The sequence below is a fragment of the Nitrospirillum iridis genome (assembly GCF_014205765.1).
Taxonomy (GTDB): domain Bacteria; phylum Pseudomonadota; class Alphaproteobacteria; order Azospirillales; family Azospirillaceae; genus Nitrospirillum; species Nitrospirillum iridis.
The window spans coordinates 303,852-323,592 of record NZ_JACIIZ010000005.1 but is presented as its reverse complement, the minus strand read 5'-3'; the positions used below and the strand labels follow the sequence as shown (position 1 = coordinate 323,592).

Genomic DNA, 19,741 nt, shown 5'->3' with positions numbered 1-19,741 from the left:
GCTATGGCGCGCTCAATGGCCGCCACAGCCACCGCTTCCGCAGCCGCCGTGGCCCCCACACCCGCCGTGCCCGCCCCCACAAGTCGTATGCCCCGCACCGCAGCTGTCATGGCCGCCGGAGCTGACGGATGTGCCGCCGCCATCGGGTGCCGATGTCTCTCCCGTCCGCCGCAACGCCTTCATGATATCGGCACAGGGGGTGGGCCAGGCGAAAGCGGGAGGCATGCCATGGCGGTCGTGATACGCCATCCAGGTGCGGGCATAGGCCTCGGCGCTGCCGGCGCGGACATCATGGTGGATGAAGCGGCCGGCGGCGGCATCGCAGTAGGTGTTGTATAGGGCGGTGCACAGCACCAATTCGTGCCAGTACTCATCCACCAGACTGTTGGGCACCCCCAACGGTCGACCAGCCGTCCAGCCTGGCGGTTGCGCCATCAGTCCAAAATATCGTCGGAACTCCCTCTCCCAGTCGGCCGCCGCCGCCGCGTCCAGGTTGTGGCGGCTTTGAAAGCGGCCGGTTGCCTGGGACAGGTCATGGCGGAACACGGCCTCCCGTCTCCTTTGGCGCACATGCAATCGGCGGCCGGTCCAGGCCGCGACGCTGGCGCAGCCGGCCAACATCAACACTTCCGGTCCCCAAATGGCTGACATAAGCCCTCGACGGGTGGTTGCGGACGGGCCCATTCTATCGCGGAGTCCCCGGGGCGGCCAGCGCGGCGGTGTCGTTCCGGCGCCGGGATCAACCATAAGTCGCCGCTGCCCGGGTGTCCCCATGTCCGCCCCCGCATCCCATGCCCGGCCTGATGCCGTCGCCCTGCTGACCGTGGCGCGCATGCGCGCCGCCGATGCCGCCGCCATCGCCGGCGGCGTGCCTGGTATCACCCTGATGGAGAATGCCGGCCGGGCGGTGGCCGGCGTGGTCATGGCGCGCTACGGTCTAGGGCCGGTGGCGGTGCTGTGCGGTCCGGGCAACAACGGTGGTGACGGCTTCGTGGTGGCGCGGCATCTCGCCGCCGCGGGGTGGCCGGTGCGCTTGGCCCTGCTGGGCGACCTCGATCGGCTGGTGGGCGACGCCGCCCTGGCCGCGGCCGGGTGGGTGGAAATCTGGGGGCGGGAGTCGGTGCTTGCCGCCGACCCCGGCGTGCTGACCGGCGCCGTGGTGATCGTGGACGCGCTATTCGGGGTCGGCCTATCGCGGCCCTTGGCCGGTGGGGCCGCCGATCTGGTGGCGGCCATGGCGGCGGCGCGCCGGCAGGGTGCCGCCGTGGTGGCGGTTGACGTGCCCAGCGGCCTGGACGCCGACACGGGCGCCGCCGTGGGAGATGTCGCCGGGGGGGATGTCATGGTCCAGGCGGACGTCACCGTGACCTTCTTCCGCCAGAAGCCCGGGCATCTGCTGTTGCCCGGCCGCCTGGCCTGCGGCGCCACGGTGGTGGCCGATATCGGCATCCCCGATGCCGTGCTGTCCGCGCCGGCGGTGGCGCCGAACCTCTGGCAGAACGCGCCGGCCCTGTTCATCGGCGCCCTGCCGCGGCCCCGGATCGATGATCACAAATACAGGCGGGGTCACGCCCTGGTGTTGGGGGGCGCGGTGATGACCGGGGCCGCCCGCCTGGCGGCGCGGGCGGCGCAGCGCGCGGGTGCCGGGCTGGTGACCGTGGCCAGCCCGCCCGCCGCCGAACTGGTCTACCGCCTGTCCAGCCCCAGTCAGATCGTCCGGCCCCTGGGCGACCCGGCGGCGGCGGTGGGCCTGCTGGCCGACCCTAGCGTCACCGCCGCCGTCCTGGGGCCCGGCGCCGGCACCGGGGAGACGGAGCAGGCGCTGCTGCGCGCCCTGGTCGCCGCCGCCGGCGGGCGCGGGGCTGATTTCGGCCTGGTGCTCGACGCCGATATCTTCACCGCTTTCGCCGGCCAGGCGGACGCGCTGAAAGCCCATCTTGGCGGGCGCGCCGTCCTGACGCCGCATGAGGGCGAATTCAAGCGCCTGTTCGGCAGCGGCCACCCGGTGCTGATGGGGGATAAGCTGGCGCGCACCCGTGCCGCCGCCCGTCACCTGGGTGCCGTGGTCCTGTTGAAGGGCCCGGATACCGTCATCGCCCACCCCGATGGCCGCGCCGTGATCGAGGCTGGCGGGCCGCCGACGCTTGCCACCGCCGGGTCGGGTGACGTGCTCGCCGGCTTGTGTTTGGGCCTGCTTGCCGGCGGCATGGACGCCTTCCACGCGGCGATGGCGGCGGCTTGGCTGCATGCCCAGGCCGCCGTCCGCTTCGGGCCCGGCCTCGTGGCGGAGGATTTGGCGGAACAGGTGCCGGCCTTGCTGGCGGCACTGTTGTCGGCAGCCTGAAAAAGCCGCGTGGCTTTTTCCGCAAGGGAAACCCAAATAGAAATCCTATAAAATTGTATATAATGCGCTTGGCGGCATGATGGGGTGACTACGCCCATCCATTCCGGGCGCACCAATGGGTGGCCGATAGCCCGGAAGGAATATTTAAGCCGCCATATGGCTGCTGTGCCAAAAGCATTGCCCACACTAAAACAATAGGATACTGTCGATATAGATTTAAACTGCTTCGCGGCATTTGCCCCGGAAGGGGCGTGACTGATGGTCTGAGTATCGCTGGAAGGTTCCCTCGCCCATTGGCTTGGTATCTGGTCGGTGACGGTGTGGTCCTTCTTCCCAAGTATTGGGGCGGTGTATTGGCCGGCAGGTCATGGCGGACGCGGGGCGGGGCAAGGCGACGGGGCCTTTCTCCCGAACGTCTGGCGCGAAACCCATGATGGGCCCTTGGGCTGGGGCGACCATGGGGCGGGCCTGCTTTATTAGGGGGGCGAGTGTGGGCTTCTCTCTTTTTCGACGGTCCCGCCTGGACGATCCCTTGCAGGTTGGGGCGCAATACCGTCGCGTTGTTTCCGGCAGCGTGACCGAAACGGCCGAGGTGCTGACCATCACCACGGACTGCTTCCACATCCCCCATGTGCGCTTCATGGTGCGCAACAACCTACCCGAAGGCAGTTGCGCCCGGGAACAGCGGACGCTGTCGGCCGAAAGTTTCACGCGCCTGTTCAACGAACGGGTCGCCAGCTGACATCGCCCTGAACGGGGTGTCTGGTGCGTCGACGCCGACGGGGGCTCACTGTCGTCGGTCTCGCAACCCACATATTTCAATATGCTATGTACTGACGTCGAAATGGCGATGTGACCATCGCGGCCGCGTCAGTGCATTGGAGAAGGTCCCGCCCGGCTGCGGCCTCGCGGGTCTTTCGCCGTTCGCGGAAATGGCCCGGTGTATCCGCGGGCCATTCCCCCGCATGGATCATGACGCGGGCGGTCCCGATCCAGCCCGCGGCTCTATCCAGCGCGCCGATAGTCAATATCGCCAATACCAGATTGACCATCGCAGGTCTGTTCCAGATAGTGAAACCATCAAAACAGTGGCCGGCCGACTAGTGCGAGGCCTGAAATGAGACTGGAAACTCAAAGTATTCGCTATGAATAAGGCCGTAACCCCAGGCGCGTGTCCGGGGAAGCGGGGCACGCTCGGCGGGCGGCGGGCGGCGGGCGGATGGAGAGTTGGCGGTGGCCTCCCAGCAAGGGGGCAATATTATAAGCAAGAGGGCTGGATGGCCCGGGGAGGATGGGATGTGCCAAGCGCGTCATCTCAGGAAGGGTGGATCGGGCGTTCCGCTCCAATCATGAACAGGTTACGAGCGGGATATGATCACAAGTGATCGCATGCCGCGCTGGAGCGGTTCACCCCGGGGCGATCAACGCCACGATAGCCGTTCCGCGATCCCGCGTCCCGCAATGGCGCGGCTGTGGGAGTGATCGTGGGCGGTGACCCTTCCCAAAGGGTCCGCCGGCTATAGCTGAGTCTGTCCGCGAGCAGCTTCACGCCCAAAGGCGATTCCCCCTTTGGGCGATCTGCTCTAATCCGCCTCGCAGTCCGATCGGTTCAAATGGCCGCCTCAAATGGCCGCCATTGAGCCGCGAATCGCACGACAGAATAAAAACTTTCAAATCTTTCAGGTGCTTTAGCGAAAGCATGAAAGATTCCAACAAAAGTCCCCAACCGGTCATTGGCCGGTGGGGGGACCAAGAACATGCCAGGGAGGGAGTAAGTTCATGAAGAAGAATATGATAGCGGGCCCATCATCGCGCCGGCTGGCGCTGGGAGCTACAGCCTTGGCCCTCGTGGCGCTGATGGCCTTGCCGGCAGCGGGGCAGCAGACGGCGCCCCAGGCCGATGCCCCTCAAGCGAAGGACAACGCCGCCCTTGATGAAATCGTCGTGACGGCGCTACGCCGCCGGGAATCCCTTCAGGAGGCGCCGGTCGCCGTCGCCGCCGTGACGGCCGAGGCGCTGGAGCGCCAGGGCATCACCAATGTCGCCGACCTGCAGAAGCAGGTGGCCGGTTTGCAGATTTCCTATGGCGGTGCCGTGGCCGACGTCTATCTGCGGGGCGTCGGTAACTTCGCCACCGACCAGTACGCCGAATCCGCCATCGCCATGAACGTCGACGGCGTCTATATCGCCAAGCCCGCCGGCTTCAACGGCTTCTTCTTCGATGTCGACCGGGTTGAGGTGCTAAAGGGTCCGCAGGGCACGCTTTATGGCCGCAACGCCAGTGGCGGCGCCATCAACGTCATCACCAAGAAGCCCGACACCGACAAGGTCAGCGGCGACGCCGGCATCGAGTTCGGCAGCTACGAGCTGGTGAAGGCCACGGCGTCCTTGAATGTGCCGCTGAACGACAAGGTGGCGGTGCGCGGTTCCTTCCTGGCGTCATCACATTCCGGCTACCTGTCCGATGGCTATGATGATGACAAGACGCAAGCGGCCCGGGTCCAAATCCTGGCGAAGCCGGACGATGTCACCTCCGTCCTGGCCAGCTTCGACTATTCCCATGTGGGGGGTAAGGGCGCCGGCACCATCCTGCTGGACGCCAACGGCAAGGTGCTGAATTCCAGCGACCCGTGGATGGGCGCCTCCAGCGCCACGGCCAACGCTTTCAAGCTGGCGCAGAATGGTGCGCCGCAGCTGCCGGTGCGGGACACGGGCTGGCAGAATATCCGCAACATGGGCGCCTCGCTGGATTTCGAACGCGACCTGGGCTTCGCCAACCTGACGTTCATCCCCGCCGTCCGCTATCTGATGGACGACTACTTCACCTGGGTTCCCGGCTTCTCCGACGCCGTCACCGACCACACCCTGACCTCCAGCGTCGAGGCGCGGTTGTCGTCGGAGGAGGACAGCTGGCTGAAATGGGTGGCCGGCCTCTACTTCTTTGATGAGGACGACAAGAATCATTTCCAGGTCTATCAGCTGGTGAACCTGGACTACGCCAACTTCCCCGAGCTGCATACCCGCAGCTATGCCGCCTTCGGCGACGTGACGGCGCCGGTGACGGACAATTTCCGCCTCATCGGCGGCTTGCGCTACACCATCGAGGACAAGTCGCAGCACGCGTTGGAATATGTGGGCTTCCCCGGCAACGTGAACCTCCCGGCCTTTACCCTGAACAGCAACGATCCGCTGACGGGCCTGACGCAGTACGAACACATCGGGTCGACGACCTATTACGCGTTCAACTGGAAGGCTGGCTTCCAGTATGACCTGTCGCAGAAGTCGATGGTCTATTTCACCGCCTCCACCGGCTTCAAGTCCGGCGGCTATATCCTGTCCGACGCGCCCTACGACCGCTACGCGCCGGAGAAGCTGACCGCGTTCGAGATCGGCTCCAAGAACCGCTTCCTGGATGACCGGCTGCAGCTGAATCTCGAAGCCTTCTACTGGAAATACAAGAACCACCAGGAGACCCTGTTTGGTCCGGTCGTCGAAAACGGCGTCGGCAGCACCGGCCGCATCACTGTCAACGCCGGCGACGCCACCATCAAGGGCTTCGATGTTAGCACCAAGTACAAGCTGACGTCGCACGACTTGATTTCCGCCGATGTGGAATATCTGGACAGTATCTATGACAGCTTCAGCTTCTTCTCCTGGCTGAACAGTGGCAGCCTGCCCTTCCTTACCACCTGCAAGGCCGGCGCCGCCGCCGTCCGGTCCGGGGTGTCCGGCCAGATGGTCGACTGCTCGGGCCGGGGTCTCATCCGCGCGCCCAAATGGACGGGCACGCTGGGCTATGAGCATGACTTCGACTTGGCCAATGGCGCGGTGCTGGCGGCCAACATCGATAGCCAATTCTCCTCCGGCTATTATTGGGGCATGGACTTCATCGCGTCCGAGTATCAGGACGCCTATACCACCACCAACATCAGCCTGACGTACACGGCGGCGTCGGACGCCTGGTCGGTCACGGGGTATGTCAACAATGTCGAGAACGCCGCCATCTTCACCGGCGGCAACCAGGACATGTTCAAGCCGGGCATCGCCTACACCAACATCCGTCCGCCGCGCACCTTTGGCGTGCGGGGCAAGGTCAGTTTCTGACGGCCGGCCCTGTTGACCAGGCCGGGGCGGTGGCGCGTCCCGGCCGTTGTGGCCTAACCAGAGGGGGTAGTTCCCTCAGCAGCCTGGAAAAGCACCGAAAATCCGCCATATCGTCCTGTTGGGCCGCTGCTCAGGGTGGCCCGGCCTTTCGGCATTTCGCCGTAAGGATGCGTCTCCGCAGGCGTTGTTGCCGGGAGCCTGTGTCAGGGGCGGTCCGCATGGGATGGAAAGACGCGATGCCTTTGGAGGCCGCCCCGATCCGGTCGGCGCCTTCCCCATCGGCCGCGCCGCCCGGCCTCCGTTTCACCGGTCCCATCGGTGATCTGGTCGATCTGGTCCAGGCCCTGTCCTTCTGTCGGGACGTGCCCAGCGTCATGGCCGTGGTGCGCATGGCCGCCCGCGCGCTCAGTGGCGCCGATGGCGTCACGTTCGTCCTGCGCGAGGGGGACCTCTGCCACTATGCGGAGGAGGACGCCATCGCGCCGCTGTGGAAAGGCCGGCGCTTTCCCCTGTCCACCTGCATTTCCGGCTGGGTCATGCTGAACCGCCAGCCGGCGGTGATCGCCGACATCTATCAGGATGACCGCATTCCCCACGACGCCTATCGTCCCACCTTCGTGAAAAGCCTGGTGATGGTGCCGGTCCGAACCGACGAGCCGGTGGCCGCCATCGGCGCCTATTGGGCGGTGTCGCGCCACCCCCGGGCGGAGGAGGTGGCGCTGCTGCAGGCGGTGGCGCATTCCACGGCGGTGGCGTTGACCAACGTCCAGCTATACGAGTCCCTCCAGGCGGCGGTCGCCGAGAGCCAGGCGCGGGCGGAGGAGGCCGAGAAGGCCAATCGCGCCAAGTCCGTCTTCCTGGCGGCCATCAGCCACGATTTGCGCCAGCCGCTGCAGACGATGCGGCTGTACCACACCATGCTGGCGGAACGGGCCGCCACCAGCCGGGCCGCCGCCAACGCGCTTCCGGCCGGTGTGGCGGCGATCGCGGCCCCGCCTCCGGGCAACGGCCTGGCCAACGCGCTCGATCGCAAGCTTATCGCCGGCATGGGCGAGGCCTTGTCGGCGGGTGAGGAATTGCTGCGGGCCCTGTTGGACGTGTCGGTGCTGGACGCCGGCACGGTGGCGGTGAAACGCCAGCGCTTCGGGTTGGAAGCCGCCCTGGCGGGCCTGGTCAGCGCCATCCGGGGCGACGCGGAAAAGGCCGGTGTCCATATCCGGCTGCGCCCGGCGACCAAGGCTGGCCCGCAAGCGGCGCTGGAGGAGGCGGATACCGACCCCGTCCTGATGAAATGCATCCTGCGCAACGTGCTGACCAACGCCATCCGCTACACCGGCCGGGGTGGGCGGGTGCTGGTCTCCACCCGCCGGCGGGGCGACGCCATGCTGGTCCAGATCTGGGACACGGGCGTGGGCATCCCGGCCAACCAGCTGGATGCAATCTTCGAGGACTTCGTCCAGCTGGACAATCCGGAACGGGACCGGACCAAGGGACTGGGCTTGGGGCTGGGCATCGTCCGCCGCATGGCGCGGCTGCTGGGCAGCGCGGTCGCCGTCCGCTCCGTTCCCGGCCGAGGCTCCGTCTTCTCCGTGTTGGTGCCGGCCGTGGCGGCGGCGCGGGCCGAGGATCCGGCGGCGGCCACCGGGGGTGACGGCCTGCTGGTCTTTCCCCGTGATGGCCAGCGTCCCCTCCAGCGCGAGAGCGATCCCCGCACCATCCTGGCGGTGGAGGATGACGCCCTGCAGCGTATGGCCCTGGGCGCCATCATCGAAAGTTGGGGCTACCGCGTCATCACCGCCGGCGGTTCGGACGAGGCGCTGGCCGCGGTGCGTGACGCCGTGCGTCTGCCGGGCCTGGTGATCAGCGACTTCCGCCTGCCGGGTCCCCTCAATGGCGTGCAGTTGGTGGCGCGCCTGGGCAATGAGGTGCGGCGCCACCTGCCGGGGATCATTGTCACCGGCGACACCGACCCCGCCCGCATCCAGGAGGCCTCGGCCACCGGCTGCGCCCTGATTCACAAGCCCTACCTGCCCGAGGTGTTGCGCGCCGCGATCGAGGGCGTGTTGCAGCGCCTGGAGGAGACGGCCCAAGGGCGCTGGCCTGGCGCGACGGACGCCTGACCGGCCGTTCCGGCCCAATCCCCATGGCCGCGCCCCATGGCCCCGCCGTGCGTCAAAACTTTCCGAAGCCAAAAATTTTTGACGCGCGGTCTTCAGGGGCGCCCCGGCCAGGTCTATAACCAGGGCCAAGACCGGGCGCCGCCCCCCGGGTTCGCGGGCGCCCCACCATAGGGAAGAACGCCGCATGCCTGACACCGCCTCGACCGCTCCGGTCGTCCATCCCGACAAGATCCGCCTGCTGGAGGCGCTGGAGCGCAAGGTGCTCTGGCTGTCGGCGTGGACCATCCACAACGCCAACCACATTCGTCCCTCGCGCGATGGCCTGAAGGTGGGTGGCCACCAGGCCTCCAGCGCCTCGCTGGCCACCATCATGACGGCGCTGTACTTCGACGTGCTGCGGCCGCAGGACCGGGTGGCGGTGAAACCCCACGCCAGCCCCGTCTTCCACGCCATCCAGTACATGCTGGGCCGCCAGACGCGGGACAAGCTGGAACGGTTCCGCGCGCTGGGCGGGGCGCAGAGCTATCCCTCGCGCACCAAGGACACCGACGACGTGGATTTCTCCACCGGCTCCGTGGGGCTGGGCGTGGCCGTCACCGCCTTCGCCTCGCTGGTGCAGGACTATGTCCGCCTGAAGGGGCTGTCACCGCAGCCGGAGGGCCGCATGGTGGCCCTGGTGGGCGATGCCGAGATGGACGAGGGCAACGTCTTCGAAGCCATGCTGGAGGGGTGGAAGCACGATCTGCGCAACACCTGGTGGATCATCGACTATAACCGGCAGAGCCTGGACAGCGTGGTGTCGGACCGGCTGTGGGTCCCCATCGAGGGCATGTTCCGCTCGCTGGACTGGAACGTGCAGATTCTGAAGTACGGCAAGAAGCTGCAGGCGGCCTTCGGGCAAGAGGGCGGCGACGCACTGCGCCAGTGGATCGACACTTGCCCCAACCAGCTCTATTCCGCCCTGACCTTCAAGGGTGGGGCCGCCTGGCGTGAGGCGCTGACCCGCGACCTGGGTGACACCCGGGGCATCCGCCACATCCTGGACGCCCACGACGATGCCGCCCTGGGGGGGCTGATGACCAACCTGGCGGGCCACGACCTGCCGACGCTGCTGGAAACCTTCCACGGCACCACCGACGACCGGCCCGCCTGTTTCATCGCCTATACGGTCAAGGGGCGTGGCCTGCCCTTCCAGGGACACAAGGACAACCATTCGGGCCTGATGAACCCGGAGCAGATGGCGAGCTTCAAGGCCGCCTGCGGCCTAGTGGACGGCCAGGAATGGGATCGTCTCGCCGGCCTGGACGTGGACCCGGCGGAGCTTGAGGCCTTCCTGGCTGGTGTGCCCTTCGCCCAGGGGGGCCGCCGCCGGCTGACCTCGGCGACCATACCGGTGCCGCCCGCCCTGGCGGTGGATCTGGGCGCCCGCATGTCCACCCAGGAGGGTTTCGGCAAGATATTGGGGGAGATCGCCAAGGGCGACGACGAACTGGCGGCCCGCATCGTCACCACCTCGCCCGACGTCACCGTCTCCACCAACCTGGGCCCCTGGGTCAATCGCCGCGGCCTGTTCGCACGGGCCGAGACGCAGGACATCTTCCGCGAACAGAAGGTGGTCTCCGCCCAGCGCTGGCAGGGGGCGCCCACCGGCCAGCACATCGAACTGGGCATCGCCGAGCACAACCTGTTCCTCATGCTGGCGGCGCTGGGGCTCAGCCACGACCTGTTCGGCGCCCGGCTGCTGCCCATCGGCACCCTCTACGACCCCTTCATCAAGCGCGGCCTGGATGCCATGAACTACGCGGCCTACCAGGACGCCCGCTTCATGGTGGTGGCGACACCCTCGGGCGTCACCCTGGCGCCGGAGGGCGGCGCCCACCAGTCCATCGCCACGCCCCTGATCGGCATGGGCTTGCCCAACGTCTCAAGCTATGAGCCGGCCTTTGTGGACGAACTGGCGGCCATCATGGCCTGGGGCTTCGATCACATGCAGCGGCCGGACGGCGGCTCCCTCTACCTGCGCCTGACCACCCGCCAGATGGACCAGCCGGCACGGGGGACCCAGGGACTGGACCGCGAGGCCGTCATCCAGGGGGGGTACTGGTTGCGTCCGCCGGCGCCGGGGGCGGAGTTCGCCATCGTCTACTGCGGCGCCCTGGCGCCGGAGGCGCTGGATGCCCATGCCCAGGTGCTGGAGGACTGCCCCGGCGCCGGCCTTCTGGCCGTGACCTCGCCCGACCGGCTGCACGCCGGTTGGACGGCGGCGCAGCGCGGCGGGCGGGCGGGCGCCGCGCACGTCCACCACCTGCTGTCGGCGCTTCCTGCTGGCGCGCGGCTGGTGACCGTCATGGACGGCCACCCCGCCAGCCTGTCCTGGCTGGGCGCCGTGCGCGGCCAGCCAGTGGTGCCGCTGGGGGTGGAGACCTTCGGCCAGTCGGCCGATATCCCCGACCTCTATCGTGTCCACGGCCTGGACGCCGACGCCATCGTGGACGCCTGCGCCCGGGCGGTGCTGGGCTGATTCTCAGACATCTCCGAACGCGGTCAGCGGCTGGCGCTGGTGGCCGTCTTCGGTGAAGTTCTCCGGGGCCAGCCAGGCCGCCAGGCGCTGGCGGCGGGCGGGCCATTCCCCATCCAGAATGGAAAAGACATTGGTGTCCCAGTTGCGCCCTTTCATCCACAAGGTCTGGCGCAGCAGGCCTTCGTGGGTGAAGCCGTACCGCGTCGCCGCCCTGATGGAAGCGACGTTGGGCGGGCCGCAGCGCCATTCCAGCCGGCGATAGCCCGACTGGCCCAAGGCGTAATCGATCAGCAGGAAGACGCCTTCCGTGCCCGTCACGCGGCGGCTCAGCCGGGCGCCGTAGACCAGGCCCATCTCCACCGTGCCCATGTCGGGGTTGGCGTTGAGCAGGATCAGGACGCCGGCGGGCGTCGGGACCGTGTCGGTCTTATCCATCACGGCGTAAATGGTCTGGCCCGGGCGGGGGATCCGGTCCCTCAGCCACTGGGTGAAGACGTCCGCGTCCGCGAACGGCCCGCCGGGGATGTGCTCCCAAAGGTCGGCATGGCGGCCGATGGCGTCCCACAAGCCGGGCGCGTGGCGGTCCAGGTCCAGTCTTTCCAGATCCACCGTGCGGCCCGCCAACCGGTCGGCGGTGAGGACGGGGCGGGGAAGGGTGGGCGTGATGGGTTGGGAAACGGGCGTTGCGGCGTTCATGCGGGCGTCGGCCTCGGGCTGCGTCGTCGGGATGCGCAGCATAACAAGCACTTCGCCACCGCCGATAGCAGGCTTTGCCGGGCGGGTCCCGGCTGGCGGGAAAATGGCAGCCCGGCCGGCCCCCGGGTTCCCCGCCGCCCCGGCCCCTGATCGGCCTGGGGCTTCGGCCTAGATTCCTGTTTACGCGGGTGCGCGGGTGCTATAGATCGGACGGCGCCTGGAAGGGTCCGGGCGCTGTTTCTATGCCTATTCCCCATTTGGCGCCGCGGCGCCGCCGGGACGGGCGGCGGAACCGGGCGCCCAAGGGATCCTGAAGCCGGGTTTGGCCGCGGGCGTGGCGGAACTGGTAGACGCGCTGGATTTAGGTTCCAGTGACGAAAGTCGTGGGGGTTCGAGTCCCTTCGCCCGCACCAAGCACGAGATATCAACCCAACCGCCCGTGGTCCGTCCGGCCCCGGGCACCCAGGGGCCGGGACAGCCGGCATCCGGGGCCGATCAATAGAGACAGGTTCGAATAGTCCCATGAACATCACCGAGACCAGCACCGAAGGCCTGCGCCGCGAATACACGGTCGTCATCCCCGCCGCCGATCTGGCCGGCCGCGTGGACGCCCAACTGAAAGAAATCGGCAAGACCGTGCGCATGCCGGGCTTCCGCCCGGGCAAGGTGCCGATGTCGGTGCTGAAGCAGCGCTATGGGCAGTCGGTGATGGGCGAAGTGCTGGACAAGGCCATGTCCGACAGCGCCGGCAAGGTGGTTGAGCAGCACAGCCTGCGTCCCGCCCTGCAGCCCAAGGTCGAGATCGTGAAGTTCGAGGCCGAGGGCGAGAGCGACCTGGAATTCAAGATGATCTATGAGGTCCTGCCGGAGTTCGAGCCGGCCGACCTCAGTGGCGTCGCCATCGAGAAGCCGGTGGTCGATATCACGGACGCGCAGGTCGATGAGGCGGTGGGCCGCATCGCCTCCGGCCGCAAGACCTCCGCCCCGCTGACCGAGGACCGTCCGGCCGCCAAGGGCGACATCGTCGTCATCGACTTCGACGGTTCCGTCGACGGCGAGAAGCGCCCGGGCATGAAGGGCGAGGGCCATGAGCTGGAACTGGGCTCGGGCAGCTTCATCGGCACCTTCGAGGAGCAGCTGGAAGGCACCCGTGCCGGCGACCACCGCACCGTCAACGTCACCTTCCCCGAGGGCTACCACGCCGCCGAGCTGGCCGGTAAGGACGCCGTGTTTGAGGTGGACGTGAAGGAAGTGAAGGCGGCCGTCGAGGTCACCATCGATGACGAGTTCGCCAAGGGCCTGGGTTTCGACGACCTGGCCGCGCTGAAGACCGTCATCCGTGACCGTCTGGGCGGCGACTACACCGTCATGAGCCGCCTGCGCGCCAAGCGCGCCCTGCTGGACCAGTTGGCCGAACTGCACAGCTTCGAGGTGCCGCAGGGCATGGTCGACATCGAATTCGACCAGATCTGGAAGCGCCTGCAGGAAGAGCTGAAGGCCGGCGACGCCGGTGAGGACGCTGGCAAGGACGAGGAGGAACTCCGTAAGGAGTACCGCGATATCGCCATCCGTCGTGTTCGTTTGGGATTGGTCCTTTCCGAGATCGGTCAGAAGAACAATATAACGGTGGCGAGGGAAGAGCTGAACCAGGCCGTGCTGGCCGAGGTGCGGCGCTACCCGGGCCAGGAGCGTGAGGTTTTCGACTTCTTCAAGAACAACCCCCAGGCGGTGGAAAGCCTGCGGGCCCCGGTTTTTGAAGACAAGGTTGTCGACTTCATCCTGGGACAGGTTAAGGTGACGGAGAAGCCCGTGTCGGCTGAAGAGCTGATGCAGGATCCCGATGAGGAAGAGGCGGCCTGAGGTCGCATCTCCCGTCTTCGGTTTCTGACGGGCCTCGGTATAGTACGGGAAACGGGGGAGGGATCGCCCCTCCCCCCGGACCGGCAACGGGCCCGGGGATGGCCCCCGGGTCGGACGCAGCGCTGGAGCAGGCATGATCGACTTTGAGCCGCAGATGAACACGCTGGTCCCCATGGTGGTCGAACAGACCAACCGGGGTGAGCGGGCCTACGACATCTATTCGCGCCTGTTGAAGGAACGGATCATCTTCCTCGTCGGTGGCGTGAACGACGCGGTGTCCAGCCTGATTTGCGCCCAGCTTCTGTTCCTGGAAGCGGAAAACCCGACGAAGGAAATCTCCTTCTACATCAATTCGCCGGGCGGCATCGTCACCTCGGGCTTGGCGATCTACGACACCATGCAGTACATCCGCTGCCCGGTGGCGACCCTGTGCATCGGCCAGGCCGCCTCCATGGGGTCGCTGCTGCTGGCTGGCGGGACGCCGGGCAAGCGCTACTCGCTGCCCAACAGCCGCATCATGATCCACCAGCCCTCCGGCGGCGCCCAGGGCCAGGCGGCGGACATCGAAATCCAGGCGCGCGAGATCCTCAAGATCCGGCACCGCCTCAATGAAATCTACGTGCGCCACACCGGCCAGCCGATCGACACGATCGAACGGGCGATGGAGCGTGACAACTTCATGACCGCCGACGAGGCCAAGACGTTCGGGCTGATTGACGATGTCATCGCCGCCCGTCCCGGCACCGCCCAGGCGGCCTGAGGCGAAAGCGTTTCCAGGGCGGCCCTGATCGGGGACGGCCTGGGGTTGAGCGTCCGGCTTCCGGTGGGTTCACTTCCCACCGGAACGCCCCCACCGGGATACCCCGGTATGGGTGTTCGGACATGAAGAGACACACGGGGGGTTGAAAGGCCTGCGTTCCGTGGTGTTGAATGGGTGGGCAGTGGCGGGTGAGCGGTGTTCATCCCCTTGTCCGCCGGCCGATCCCGGGAGGATCGGGCCCCGGTTCCGTCATCGTGATGGCTCCGGGTGACTGTCCCGGTGATGTACGGAGCTTTTATGACCAAGTCGACCGGCAGCGATTCGAAAAATACCCTCTACTGCTCCTTCTGCGGGAAGAGCCAGCACGAGGTGCGGAAGCTCATTGCCGGCCCCACGGTGTTCATCTGCGATGAATGCGTGGAATTGTGCATGGACATCATCCGCGAAGAGAACAAGACGACGCTGGTGAAGTCCCGTGACGGCGTGCCCACTCCGCGCGACATCTGCGCGGTCCTGGACGATTACGTCATCGGGCAGAGCCACGCCAAGCGGGTGCTCTCGGTCGCCGTGCACAACCACTACAAGCGGCTGGCCCACGGCACCAAGCACAGCGACGTCGAACTGGCGAAATCCAACATCCTGCTGATCGGCCCCACCGGCTGCGGCAAGACCCTGTTGGCCCAGACGCTGGCCCGCATCATCGACGTGCCCTTCACCATGGCCGACGCCACCACGCTGACCGAAGCCGGTTACGTGGGCGAGGACGTGGAGAACATCATCCTGAAGCTGCTGCAATCCGCCGACTACAACGTCGAGCGGGCGCAGCGCGGCATCGTCTACATCGACGAAGTGGACAAGATCAGCCGCAAGTCCGACAACCCGTCCATCACCCGTGACGTGTCGGGCGAGGGTGTGCAGCAGGCGCTGCTGAAGATCATGGAGGGCACCGTCGCCTCCGTGCCGCCGCAGGGCGGGCGCAAGCATCCGCAGCAGGAATTCCTGCAGGTGGACACGACCAACATCCTGTTCATCTGCGGCGGCGCCTTCGCCGGCCTGGAAAAGATCATCGCCGCCCGCGGCAAGGGCACGTCCATCGGCTTCGGCGCCGATGTGAAGGGCCCCGATGACCGCCGCACCGGCGACGTGCTGCGGGAGGTGGAGCCTGAGGATCTGCTGAAGTTCGGCCTCATTCCGGAATTCGTCGGCCGTCTGCCCGTGGTGGCGACGCTGAACGACCTGGACGAGGAAGCGCTGATCGAGATTCTGACCAAGCCGAAGAACGCGCTGGTGAAGCAGTATCAGCGCCTGTTCGAGATGGAGGACGTGAAGCTGTCCTTCGCCGAAGAGGCCTTGAAGTCCATCGCCAACAAGGCCATCCAGCGCAAGACCGGCGCCCGTGGCCTGCGCTCCATCATGGAATCCATCCTGCTGGAGTCGATGTTCGATCTGCCGGGCCTGCAGGGCGTGGATGAGATCGTCATCAACGGCGAGGTGGTCGAGGGCAGGGCCCAGCCGCTGTACATCTACGCCGACCGCAAGGCGGAGGCGGCGCCCGTCGCCTGACGGGGCCGTCCCCCCTCTGGCTGGTGCGTTCGCCCATTGGCGATAGCCTGTTCGGATAGTTTGCGACCCGGGAAATCCTTCGTTGCGGAGGGTTTCCCGGGTTTTCTTTTTGCCCATTTCCACTTTTGGCCTGAAATCCAGGGACTTGGGCGTGCCGGTCGGCCCGCGGGCCGACCCGTCCGTTGCAAAGACGCGATTTTCTCATCCGGAACCATCCTACTAACGCGGAAATCGTCCGGTTCAAGCCCTTGAAGGGGGGGGATCGGTGTGCCACGTTACCAGGGCGACCTCCCGACGCCGTGCCCATGACGGGGCGGCTGGTGGATGGCGGGCCAGGCCCATCACGGGCTGGCCGCTGAGATTCTGAGTGGAAGGTCTGATCTATGTTGGAAGCCACCCGAGGCACCCTTTACCCGGTCCTCCCCCTGCGCGATATCGTGGTGTTCCCGCACATGATCGTGCCCCTGTTCGTGGGGCGTGAGAAGTCCGTGCGGGCCTTGGAAGACGTGATGAAGGATGACAAGCAGATCCTGCTGGTCACCCAGAAGAACGCCGCGCAGGATGACCCCACGCCCGACGACATCTATTCGGTGGGCACCATCGGCACGGTGCTGCAGCTGCTGAAGCTGCCCGACGGGACCGTCAAGGTCCTGGTGGAGGGTGGACAGCGCGCGCGTATCGTCAGCTTCGAACGCAGCGAGGACTTCTTCCAGGCCTACGCCGACCCGATTGAGGACAAGACCGGCGAGGCGCAGGAGGCCGAGGCGTTGGCCCGCGCCGCCGTGGCGCAGTTCGAACAGTACATCAAGCTGAACAAGAAGATCCCGCCGGAGGTCCTGGTTTCGGTCAACCAGATCGAGGAGCCGGGCAAGCTGGCCGACACCATCGCTTCACACCTGGCGCTGAAGATTCCGGAGAAGCAGCAGCTTCTGGAAGCGGCGACGGTGGGTGAGCGGCTGGAGAAGGTCTACGCCTTCATGGAGGGCGAGATCGGCGTGCTGCAGGTGGAAAAGCGCATCCGCAACCGCGTCAAGCGGCAGATGGAGAAGACCCAGCGCGAGTACTATCTGAACGAGCAGATGAAGGCCATCCAGAAGGAACTCGGCGAATCCGAGGATGGCAAGGACGAGGTCGCCGAGATCGAGGAGCGTATCGCCAAGACCCGCCTCAGCAAGGAGGCCCGGGAAAAGGCGCTGGCCGAGGTCAAGAAGCTGCGGACCATGAGCCCCATGTCCGCCGAGGCGACCGTGGTGCGCAACTACCTGGACTGGATGCTGTCCATTCCGTGGAAGAAGCGCACCAAGGTGAAGAAGGACATCAAGGGGGCGGAAGCCATCCTGGATGCCGATCACTACGGTCTGGAGAAGGTCAAGGAGCGTATCCTGGAGTACCTGGCCGTGCAGCAGCGCATGGACAAGGTGAAGGGGCCCATCCTCTGCCTCGTCGGCCCGCCCGGCGTCGGCAAGACCTCGCTCGGCAAGTCCATCGCCAAGGCCACGGGCCGCAACTTCGTCCGCGTGTCGCTGGGCGGCGTGCGGGATGAGGCCGAGGTCCGGGGGCATCGCCGTACCTACATCGGCTCCATGCCCGGCAAGGTCATCCAGGGCATGAAGAAGGCGAAGTCGTCCAACCCGCTGTTCCTGCTGGACGAGATCGACAAGCTGGGCTCCGACTGGCGCGGCGACCCGTCATCCGCCCTGCTGGAGGTCCTGGATCCCGAGCAGAACGGCACCTTCAACGATCATTACCTTGAGGTGGACTACGATCTTTCCGACGTGATGTTCGTCTGCACGGCCAACACCTTGCGCATGCCCCAGCCCCTGCTGGACCGCATGGAGGTGATCCGGCTGGCGGGCTACACCGAAGACGAGAAGATCGAGATCACCCGCGGCCACCTGATCGACAAGGAGCTGAAGGCCCACGGACTAAAGGCGGGTGAGTTCAGCATTTCCGACGACGCGTTGCGGGATCTCATCCGCTACTACACCCGGGAAGCCGGCGTGCGCAGCCTGGAGCGTGAGATCGCCAACCTGTCCCGCAAGGCGATCAAGGAGATCCTGATGAAAGGCGTCGAGAAGGTGGCGGTCACCCGCCGCAATCTCGACAAGTATGCTGGCGTCCGGCGCTATCACTACGGTGAGGCGGAGAAGGAGGATTTGGTGGGCTGCACCACCGGTCTCGCCTGGACCGAAGTGGGCGGAGAGTTGCTGACCATCGAGGCGGTGATGTTGCGCGGCAAGGGGCGCGTCACCACCACGGGCAAATTGGGCGATGTCATGAAGGAATCGGTGCAGGCCGCCGAGAGCTTTGTGAAGTCGCGGGCCACGCAATTCGGCATCAAACCGACGCTTTTTGAGCGCAAGGACATCCATGTCCACGTGCCCGAAGGAGCTACGCCTAAGGACGGTCCGTCCGCCGGTGTGGCCATGACCACCTCCATCGTGTCCGTGCTGACCGGGATTCCGGTGCGCAAGGATGTCGCCATGACCGGCGAAATCACCCTGCGCGGCCGGGTTCTGCCCATCGGCGGGCTGAAGGAGAAATTGTTGGCCGCACTTCGCGGCGGCATCAAGACCGTGTTGATTCCAAAGGATAATGAGAAGGATCTGGCCGACATTCCCGACAATGTGAAGCGGGGGCTGACCATTATCCCGGTGACGACGGCGGATGAGGTTCTGGCCAACGCTTTGGTCCAGCCGCTGGTGTCGATCGAATGGTCGGAGCCGGAGATCGTTGAGCCCGTCGCCGCGAAAGCCGCGGAAGACGGCAAGGATGACGTGATTCGGCATTGAAGTACGGACAGAAATCGTGTGAATTGAAGGCCTGACGCGACGGCCCCGGGGCGGATAACCCCGGGGCCGTACGTCCGAACCGAATCCCAATCCCGGCGCGCGCCCCGCGACCGGGACGCTATCCAAGTCAGATCCTGCTTCAAGAAGGGGGGCCTTAAGTGAATAAGAACGATCTCGTTGCCGCCGTCGCCGCGAGTGCGGAGCTGTCCAAGGCTGATGCGAACAAGGCGGTCGATGCGGTGTTCGACGGCATCACCGAAGCTCTCAAGAAGGGCGACGAAGTTCGCCTGGTTGGTTTCGGCACGTTCGCCGTTGCCGAGCGCGCCGCTTCCGAGGGCCGCAACCCGCGTACCGGTGAGGCGATCTCCATCGCCGCCAGCAAGCAGCCGAAGTTCAAGCCCGGCAAGGGCCTGAAGGACGCGCTGAACTAAAAACGGCGCACACGCCGCTTTATCATGCCGGTCTTGGGGGGACCGGTCGCCGCGATCGCGGCCCCAGTTCCCCGATGACTGGTATTAAAGCGTGGCCGCCCTCGGGCGGCCGCGGCGGTTCGAGCGGACGCCGGTCCATACCGGTCAGGTTACGAGCAAGCGCTTTCTAAAAAGGCGGGACGCCGTTGGGTGTTCCCGTCCTTTTTGTTTGTGGGTCCCCAGGGGCAGGTGAAACCCGCTGCAAAAAGGGGTTCACAAACAGGGCATGGCCGGCTAAAGCCTTTTTCCCCGGATTGTCGACCTTCGGGGCGGCGCCGGTCACGCGCGTCGGGCGGTTAGCTCAGGGGTAGAGCAGGTGCTTTACACGCATCGGGTCGGGGGTTCAAATCCCTCACCGCCCACCATCCCCAAGTTCCATATATGTGGCGAACAGCCATCCATACCGTTCGGATGAGAACCGCGGAGGCGATGCCCCATGGGCGTCTTCCGGGGCTGGGGACTCTGTCACGGCCCAAGGCGACTTGGCCCCGGAATGTCACTTTGACCTGGG

The 19,741-nt window shown here is 66.2% G+C and carries 12 protein-coding genes and 2 tRNA genes; 12 read left to right on the top strand and 2 right to left on the bottom strand.

Annotation, left to right across the window (positions count from 1 at the left end; all coding sequences use genetic code 11):
• Nucleotides 1-12: 12 nt before the first annotated feature.
• On the bottom strand, nucleotides 13-621 hold the full coding sequence (locus tag FHS74_RS11055; RefSeq protein WP_184800330.1) for a glycine-rich domain-containing protein: 609 nt from the start codon (nucleotides 619-621) through the stop codon (nucleotides 13-15).
• A gap of 151 nt (nucleotides 622-772) precedes the next feature.
• On the opposite strand from FHS74_RS11055, the gene FHS74_RS11050 reads away from it, so the two are divergent.
• The 5 genes from FHS74_RS11050 (at nucleotide 773) to FHS74_RS11030 (ending at nucleotide 11,089) form a co-directional block, all read left to right on the top strand.
• Entirely contained in the window at nucleotides 773-2,344 is a 1,572-nt protein-coding gene (locus FHS74_RS11050; protein WP_184800328.1) for an NAD(P)H-hydrate dehydratase, read from the top strand.
• Between the two features lie 490 nt (nucleotides 2,345-2,834).
• Nucleotides 2,835-3,086: a hypothetical protein gene (locus FHS74_RS11045; RefSeq protein ID WP_184800326.1), complete on the top strand. Its 252-nt coding sequence runs from the start codon at nucleotides 2,835-2,837 to the stop codon at nucleotides 3,084-3,086.
• A 1,037-nt stretch (nucleotides 3,087-4,123) separates the two neighbouring features.
• Nucleotides 4,124-6,448 carry a TonB-dependent receptor gene (locus FHS74_RS11040; protein ID WP_184800324.1) on the top strand — a complete coding sequence of 775 codons (2,325 nt, stop codon included), beginning with the start codon at nucleotides 4,124-4,126 and terminating at the stop codon, nucleotides 6,446-6,448.
• A gap of 236 nt (nucleotides 6,449-6,684) precedes the next feature.
• On the top strand, nucleotides 6,685-8,568 hold the full coding sequence (locus FHS74_RS11035; protein WP_184800322.1) for a hybrid sensor histidine kinase/response regulator: 1,884 nt from the start codon (nucleotides 6,685-6,687) through the stop codon (nucleotides 8,566-8,568).
• A 184-nt stretch (nucleotides 8,569-8,752) separates the two neighbouring features.
• The gene (locus FHS74_RS11030; protein WP_184800321.1) at nucleotides 8,753-11,089 is read left to right on the top strand and encodes a transketolase; all 2,337 of its coding nucleotides are present in this window, start codon (nucleotides 8,753-8,755) and stop codon (nucleotides 11,087-11,089) included.
• 3 nt (nucleotides 11,090-11,092) lie between these two features.
• Here FHS74_RS11030 and FHS74_RS11025 read toward each other — a convergent pair whose 3' ends face one another.
• The gene (locus FHS74_RS11025; RefSeq protein ID WP_184800319.1) at nucleotides 11,093-11,827 is read right to left on the bottom strand and encodes a GNAT family N-acetyltransferase; all 735 of its coding nucleotides are present in this window, start codon (nucleotides 11,825-11,827) and stop codon (nucleotides 11,093-11,095) included.
• Between the two features lie 286 nt (nucleotides 11,828-12,113).
• On the opposite strand from FHS74_RS11025, the gene FHS74_RS11020 reads away from it, so the two are divergent.
• From FHS74_RS11020 to FHS74_RS10990, 7 genes are all read left to right on the top strand, one after another.
• Nucleotides 12,114-12,198, top strand: a tRNA-Leu gene (locus tag FHS74_RS11020).
• 109 nt (nucleotides 12,199-12,307) lie between these two features.
• Complete coding sequence (gene tig, locus FHS74_RS11015; protein ID WP_184800317.1) at nucleotides 12,308-13,645, top strand: trigger factor; 1,338 nt, start codon at nucleotides 12,308-12,310, stop codon at nucleotides 13,643-13,645.
• Between the two features lie 133 nt (nucleotides 13,646-13,778).
• Entirely contained in the window at nucleotides 13,779-14,405 is a 627-nt protein-coding gene (gene clpP / locus FHS74_RS11010; protein ID WP_184800315.1) for an ATP-dependent Clp endopeptidase proteolytic subunit ClpP, read from the top strand.
• 297 nt (nucleotides 14,406-14,702) lie between these two features.
• Complete coding sequence (gene clpX / locus FHS74_RS11005) at nucleotides 14,703-15,968, top strand: ATP-dependent Clp protease ATP-binding subunit ClpX (RefSeq protein ID WP_184800313.1); 1,266 nt, start codon at nucleotides 14,703-14,705, stop codon at nucleotides 15,966-15,968.
• Between the two features lie 383 nt (nucleotides 15,969-16,351).
• Nucleotides 16,352-18,760: an endopeptidase La gene (gene lon / locus FHS74_RS11000; RefSeq protein ID WP_184800311.1), complete on the top strand. Its 2,409-nt coding sequence runs from the start codon at nucleotides 16,352-16,354 to the stop codon at nucleotides 18,758-18,760.
• A 158-nt stretch (nucleotides 18,761-18,918) separates the two neighbouring features.
• Nucleotides 18,919-19,191: an HU family DNA-binding protein gene (locus FHS74_RS10995; RefSeq protein WP_044564076.1), complete on the top strand. Its 273-nt coding sequence runs from the start codon at nucleotides 18,919-18,921 to the stop codon at nucleotides 19,189-19,191.
• 329 nt (nucleotides 19,192-19,520) lie between these two features.
• A tRNA-Val gene (locus FHS74_RS10990) sits at nucleotides 19,521-19,595 on the top strand.
• Nucleotides 19,596-19,741: the final 146 nt, after the last annotated feature.